4 protein-coding genes and 2 pseudogenes are annotated in these 6152 nt (G+C 66.9%); 3 read left to right on the top strand and 3 right to left on the bottom strand.

Features of this window, described 5'->3' with window-relative positions; genetic code table 11:
- Positions 1 to 173: 173 nt before the first annotated feature.
- Positions 174 to 809 carry a hypothetical protein gene (locus tag V7Q42_RS00915; RefSeq protein ID WP_333821731.1) on the top strand — a complete coding sequence of 212 codons (636 nt, stop codon included), beginning with the start codon at positions 174 to 176 and terminating at the stop codon, positions 807 to 809.
- Positions 810 to 1111: 302 nt separating this feature from the next.
- Here V7Q42_RS00915 and V7Q42_RS00910 read toward each other — a convergent pair whose 3' ends face one another.
- The 3 genes from V7Q42_RS00910 to xylF form a co-directional block, all read right to left on the bottom strand.
- Positions 1112 to 2278: a sugar ABC transporter permease gene (locus V7Q42_RS00910; RefSeq protein WP_333821730.1), complete on the bottom strand. Its 1167-nt coding sequence runs from the start codon at positions 2276 to 2278 to the stop codon at positions 1112 to 1114.
- Positions 2279 to 2302: 24 nt separating this feature from the next.
- Positions 2303 to 3841, bottom strand: coding sequence for a xylose ABC transporter ATP-binding protein (locus V7Q42_RS00905; RefSeq protein ID WP_333821728.1), 1539 nt, complete (start codon positions 3839 to 3841; stop codon positions 2303 to 2305).
- Positions 3842 to 4086: 245 nt separating this feature from the next.
- Positions 4087 to 5082, bottom strand: a complete 996-nt coding sequence (gene xylF / locus V7Q42_RS00900; protein ID WP_442958153.1) for a D-xylose ABC transporter substrate-binding protein — start codon at positions 5080 to 5082, stop codon at positions 4087 to 4089.
- Positions 5083 to 5377: 295 nt separating this feature from the next.
- Here xylF and V7Q42_RS21415 point away from each other — a divergent pair.
- A pseudogene (locus V7Q42_RS21415) lies at positions 5378 to 5824 on the top strand (hypothetical protein); the annotation flags it as partial.
- A 5-nt stretch (positions 5825 to 5829) separates the two neighbouring features.
- A pseudogene (locus V7Q42_RS21410) lies at positions 5830 to 6024 on the top strand (Lrp/AsnC ligand binding domain-containing protein); the annotation flags it as partial.
- Between the last annotated feature and the right edge of the window lie 128 nt (positions 6025 to 6152).

The following is a 6152-nucleotide window of genomic DNA, read 5'->3' as shown; positions in this document are numbered from 1 at the left end:
ACACCCCAATCCATTGTGTTGATTGAGTGAATCACGTCAGATGACGGTCGTCGAGGGCTATCCGCGCACAGGTCTCATGAGCCTCTTCCCCCGCACGTCATCGGCGGTCGCGGCGATGGTGTCCGCGACCGCCTTTCGTCGTATCCTCGTCCATCGCCCGGCCGGAGATCCTCATGCCTCGCCGCAATCGCGTGACCCCTTTCGGAACTCTCGAAGCCGTGCCCGAGCGCGGTCGTCTCCTCGGCAATCGCGGCGACCTGCACGCCCACGACGGGTCGATCCGCCACGACTATCATTCGACCGAGACGCGGTGGATCACCTGCCGACTGTCGCACGGCCTGCTCGATCCGATCGTCTTCGACACGCCCGGGCGCTACACGCCGCTGTTCTTCGCCGACGAGGCGGTGGCGCTCGCCGCCGGGCATCGGCCCTGCGCCAGTTGCCGACGCCCGGCCTTCCTGCGTTATGCGGCGGCGTGGCAGCGCTCGCGCGGGCAGGACGAGGACGTGACGCCGCGCGTCGCCGAAATCGACGGTACGCTGGCCGAGGCGCGGTTCGCGGACGGCGTCAGGCGCAGCCATCGCCGGCGCCTCGGCGATCTGCCCGACGGCGTGTTCTTCACCCGCGAGGGCGCCGCCCACCGGCCGTTGCTGCGCTGGCGCGGTGGTGCGCGGCCGTGGTCGCACGGCGGCTACGGGCCGGCGGAAGAGGTCCACCCGGACGAAGAGGTCATGGTGTTGACGCCGGAGCCGACCGTCGCGGTGCTGGCGGCCGGCTACGAGCCTGAGGTGGTGATCGATCTCTGCTGAGGCGCGATCGATCGCCTTTCGCCCTCCCCCGTCGACGCGCCGATCGCCGGGTCGGCGCGTCGTTTCGTGTCCGGCGCCGGCCGCCGCGCCCACGAAACCGAGCCCGAGACGAAGAAAAGCCCCGGCCGGTCGCCCGGCCGGGGCAGGCGAGCGCGATCCCGCGCGCTCGGGAGGTCAGACCGGGGTGAACAAGTTTCGATCCGTTCGAAACTTCTTCGGCGAAGGCGAGCCCGAACGGGCGCCGGCCGGTCGGGCCGTAATGCTCATGAAAGCCGGACCCACCGAATTTCATGAGCCCGGTATCAACGGGTGTTGCCGGAGGAGACGATGTCCATCCACACGGCGAGCACCAGGATCAGGCCCTTGACGATCTGCTGCCAGAAGGTTTCGACGCCGAGCATCGACATGCCGTTGTCGAGGCTCGCCATGATGAGCGCACCGACGAGGGCGCCGATCACCGTGCCGATGCCGCCGCGCATCGAGGTGCCGCCGATGAAGCACGAGGCGATGGCGTCGAGTTCGGCGCCGGTACCGGCCGATGGCGTGCCCGCGGCGAGACGAGCCGTCGTGGTCAGGCCGGCGAGCGCGCACATCAGGCCCATCAGCGCGAAGACCATCACCTTGACGAGGTTGACGTCGACGCCCGACAGGCGCGTCGCCTCGAGGTTGGAGCCGACGGCGTAGATGCGCCGGCCGAAGACCGTCTTGTTGCCGATGATGGTGAAGACGCCGAGGATGACCAGCAGGATCAACACCGGCACCGGCACGCCCTGATAGCTGTTGAGCGTCAGCACGAAGCCGAGGATGACGGCACCGATGGCGCCGAGACGGGCGATCTCCATCGGCATCGAGGAAACCGGCAGGTCGTTCTTCCGGCGGCCGGCGCGGGTGCGGAAGGCGAGAACGACGAGCAGCACGAAGAGCAGCACGGCGAGGGCGTTGCCCATGATGCCGGGAAGGTAGCCTTGGCCGATGTACTTCAACTCCTCGGAGGCCGGGGCGACGGTGATGCCGCCGGTGAGGCCGAGCACGGCGCCGCGGAAGACCAGCATACCGCCGAGGGTGACGATGAAGGACGGGATGCCCTGGTAGGCGGTCAGCCAGCCGACGAAGGTGCCGATGGTGATGCCCAGCAGGATGACCACGGCGATCGTGCCGGCGAGCGGCCAGTGAAACAGGACGTCGAGCACCGCTGCGATGCCGCCGAGCAGGCCGAGGAGCGAACCGACCGAGAGGTCGATCTCACCGGCGACGATGATGAACACCATCGCCGAGGCGAGCATGCCGGTGATCGCCATCTGGCGCAGCAGGTTGGAGAAGTTGCGTGCCGTGAGGAACTGCGAGCCACCGAGATCGGCATCGTAGGTCATGGCCCCGAAGAAGGTCCAGATCACCGCGATGATCATGAGCAACGCGACGATCTTGTAGGTGGAGAGGAAGGTCCTCAGGTCTTTGCTCGAAAAGGTCATGACGCTCGTCCGATGTTCGCGCCCTCAGGCGGCGACCTGATCCTGCTTGCCGAGAGCGGCGGCGAGAATCTTCTCTTGTGACAGTCCGGTGTTGGGGAAGTCGCCTCTGAGACGTCCCTCCCCCATCACCAGGACGCGGTCGGAGATGCCGAGCACCTCGGGCAGTTCCGAGGAGATCATCAGCACCGCGACGCCCTGCTTGGCGAGTTCGAAGATCAGCTTGTAGATCTCGTACTTGGCGCCGACGTCGACGCCACGGGTGGGCTCGTCGAGGATGAGGACGCGCGGGTTCGGCAACAGCATCTTGGCGACGACCGCCTTCTGCTGATTGCCGCCGGAGAGCGAAGCGATGGGCAGGAGCGGCTGAGCGGTCTTGATCCGCATGCGGCGGATTTCGCCCTGGATCGCCGCCATCTCGGTCTCGGCGTCGATCAGGCCGCGGCGGGTGAAGCGACCGAGCACCGACATGGTGATGTTGTGGCCCACCCCCATCAGCGGCACGATACCGTGGCGCTTGCGGTCCTCCGGCACCATGCAGATGCCCTGGCGCACCGCGTCCCGCGGCGAACGTATCCGGATCTCCTTGCCGTCGAGCACGATCGTGCCCTGGTGAGCGCCTTTCCAGCAGCCGAAGAGGTGAGAGGCGAGTTCGGTGCGGCCGGCGCCGACGAGGCCGGCGACGCCGAGGACCTCGCCGCGGCGCAGCTCGAAGGAGACGTCGTCGACGAGCTTACGCGCGGTGTTGGAGGTGTCCCAGACGGTGATGTTCTTCGCGGCGAAGACGACCTCGCCGATCTCGTGTTCCTCCCGCGGGAAGAGGTTCTTCATCTCGCGCCCGACCATCAGGGTGATGATCTTGTCGGTGGTGAGGTCCGCCATCGGACGGGTCGCGACGTGGGTGCCGTCGCGGATGACCGTGACCGTGTCGGCGATCTCGGCCACCTCGTCGAGCTTGTGGGAGATGTAGACGCAGGCCATGCCGCGCGCCTTGAACTCCTTGACGAGGGAGAGCAGCGTCTCGGTCTCGGCGGCGGTGAGCGCCGAGGTCGGCTCGTCGAGGATGAGCAGCTTGGCGTTTTTGTTCAACGCCCTGGCGATCTCGATCAGCTGCTGCTTGCCGCCCGAATAGGCCATCACCGGCAGAGCGACGTTGATGTCCGGCATCTTGAGCTGCTTCATCAGCTCGGCGGCGCAGGCGTTCATCGCGTCGTAGTCGACGAAGCCGGCGCGGGTGGTCGGCTCGGAGCCGAGGAAGATGTTCTCGGCGACCGACAGATGCGGCACCATCATCAGTTCCTGATGGATGATGACGATGCCGGCCTCCTCCGTCTCGCGGATGTTGCGGGCGTGGAGTTCCTTGCCTTCCCAGAGGATGGTGCCCGACCAGGTTCCGGGCGGATAGACCGCCGAGAGCACCTTCATCAGCGTCGACTTGCCGGCGCCGTTCTCGCCGCACAGCCCGACACACTCGCCGGGACGCACCGCGAGATCGATGCCGTCGATCGCCTTGACGCCGGAGAATTCCTTGGTGATGCCGCGCATCTCGAGAAGATAGTCGGCCATGATCGCTGTCCTTCGCGTCGGCCCACGTCCGAAGATCCCCGAACCGCTCGCCCCCTCCACGGGACCACGATCTCGATCCCCGACACAAGCGGTGCCGGCGGAATCCGGCTCGGCCGTCCACCATCTTCGTCGCTGCGGAGCGGACGGCGGCGGTCGGTGGAGGCGGGACGACCGCGCGGGTCGCCTCGCCGTCCACCCGAAGAGGCCCACGACGGCCGGGAGGGCCGCCGCGGGACGCGGTTCACTCACTTACCGTCGACCTGTTCCTTGGTGTAGAAGCCGTCGGTGACGACCATGTCGACGTTGTCCTTGGTCAGCGGGACCGGGGTCAGCAGCAGGCTGTCGACCTGCTTCTTGCCGTTGTCGAGCTTGGCGTTGAAGGCCGGGGCCTGCTTCCTGACCATCTGGACCGTCAGCTTGGCCGCCTCGGTGGCAATCAGCTTCAGCGGCTTGTAGATGGTGACCGTCTGAGTGCCGGCCTTGACGCGCTTGATGGCGGCGAGATCGGCGTCCTGACCCGAGATCGGAACCTTGCCGGCCAACCCTTGCGCCGCCAGCGCCTGGATGGCGCCGCCGGCGGTGCCGTCGTTCGAGGCGACGATCGCATCGATCTTGTTCTGGTTGGCGGTCAGCGCGTTCTCCATGATCGACAGCGCGGCGGTCGGGCTCCATTCCGGCACCCACTGCGAACCGACGATCTTGACCTTGCCGGCATCGACGGCGGCCTTCAGCGCCTTCTCCTGGCCGGCGCGCAGCAACTTGGCGTTGTTGTCGGTCGGCGAGCCGCCGAGCATGTAGTAGCGGCCTTCCGGCTTGGCCTTCAGCACCGCCTCGGCCTGGAGATAGCCGACGCGCTCGTTGTCGAAGGAGATGTAGGCGTCGACGTCGGCATTGAGGATCAGGCGGTCGTAGGAGAGCACCTTGATGCCCGCCTTGTGCGCCTCGTCGACCACGGCGGTGAAGACCTTGGAGTTCATCGGAACGATGACGATCGCGTCGACCTTCTGCGCGATGAGGTTCTCGACCTGCTTGATCTGCTTCTCCTCGTTCGCATCGGCCGACTGCACGGAGACGGTGGCGCCGAGCTCCTTGGCGGCGGCGACGAAGTAGTCGCGGTCGCGAGCCCAGCGCTCGACGCGCAGATCGTCGATGGAGAACCCGATCACCGGCGCCGCCTCGCTGGCGTTGGCCAGGGACAGAGGCAAGCATACGGTCAGAGCCGTGAGAGAGCCGGTCAGCATGTGGATGAGTTTCATCGTCAGTCCTCCTGATGCCCTCTCGCGGGAGGGCGGATCCGCCGTTGACCGGCGGGCTCTTCGGATGTCGAGGCATCGCCGCCCGGCGGGCGCGGTGTCGTCGGAAGCGTCGGTCACGCGGAACGGAGCGAGGTGGGCCTCGGCCCTGGTGAGTGCCGCCTTCGGGGTCCACAGATTCCTCTATTTTTTGAGGTGCGCAACTCGAATTCGTTGCTGCATCGCGAAAATTCGGCGGTCTACCGGCAAAAATCAGGGGCTTTTCGTATGATGTTCGCCCCTCATGAGACATTTCGGCATGACCGATAGGTCGAAATCGAAGCGATCGACAGTCACGAAACGCGGGATTCGGCAGGACCGCTCGAGGTCCCTCGAGGTGCGTCACCTCGCCACCAGGGCCATCGTCCCTCTGCGCATGAGGCGCGCCCACCACGGCGGTACGACAGCTCTGCTTCGCGGACGCCCCTCTCGCCCGCGACGGCGCGCAGCGCCACCCGGCCCGGCTCCCGACACTCCGATCGTCGCGAACCCGAGCCTGCGCGAGGTGATCGCCGACATCGACGTGATCCGCGCGCTGGAGGCGCCGTCGGGGGAACCGGCGTGCCGCAACGCCACGGTCGAAGAAATCGGGGTGATCGCCGAGATACAGCATCGCTCGGACGGCGCACCGCCCGACGTCGACCCTCTCGATCTGTTCGAGATCGACATGGAGATCCACCGGGCGATCGCCCGAGCCTCGGCCACTCGCTCCGCGCCATCGACGACGTCGTCGGTTGCTGGATCGGCTCCGGCGACTGCGACGTCCAGATCGAGGTGGTGGCGCACGACATGGCGCATTTCTCGCAGATCATGCCGGCGCGGGTGCAGAACGTCCCCGGTGTGGCGGCGACGCGCTCGACCTTCATCCTCGAAGCTCTCGAGGATGGTTGAGCCGACGCCGATGCGGCGACGTCCGATGCGATCTCGGCGTGCCGAGTCGCTGCGGGCGGCGACCGGCAGCCGGTTCGACGGAAGCGGACGGCTCTCTCGGGACCGCCCGGGGCGATCGGACCGAAAAC

It is taken from the genome of Pinisolibacter sp., assembly GCF_036782435.1.
Lineage (GTDB): Bacteria > Pseudomonadota > Alphaproteobacteria > Rhizobiales > Ancalomicrobiaceae > CALBKH01.
Note: the sequence above shows the minus strand (reverse complement) of the source record. Positions and strands in the feature narration are given on the sequence as shown.

What these genes read in the sequence shown, in the direction of transcription:
- V7Q42_RS00915 (WP_333821731.1), top strand. Translation starts at nt 174, where the DNA reads ATGCCTCGCCGCAATCGCGTGACCCCTTTCGGAACTCTCGAAGCCGTG.
- V7Q42_RS00910 (WP_333821730.1), bottom strand. Translation starts at nt 2,278, where the DNA reads ATGACCTTTTCGAGCAAAGACCTGAGGACCTTCCTCTCCACCTACAAG.
- V7Q42_RS00905 (WP_333821728.1), bottom strand. Translation starts at nt 3,841, where the DNA reads ATGGCCGACTATCTTCTCGAGATGCGCGGCATCACCAAGGAATTCTCC.
- xylF (WP_442958153.1), bottom strand. Translation starts at nt 5,082, where the DNA reads ATGCTGACCGGCTCTCTCACGGCTCTGACCGTATGCTTGCCTCTGTCC.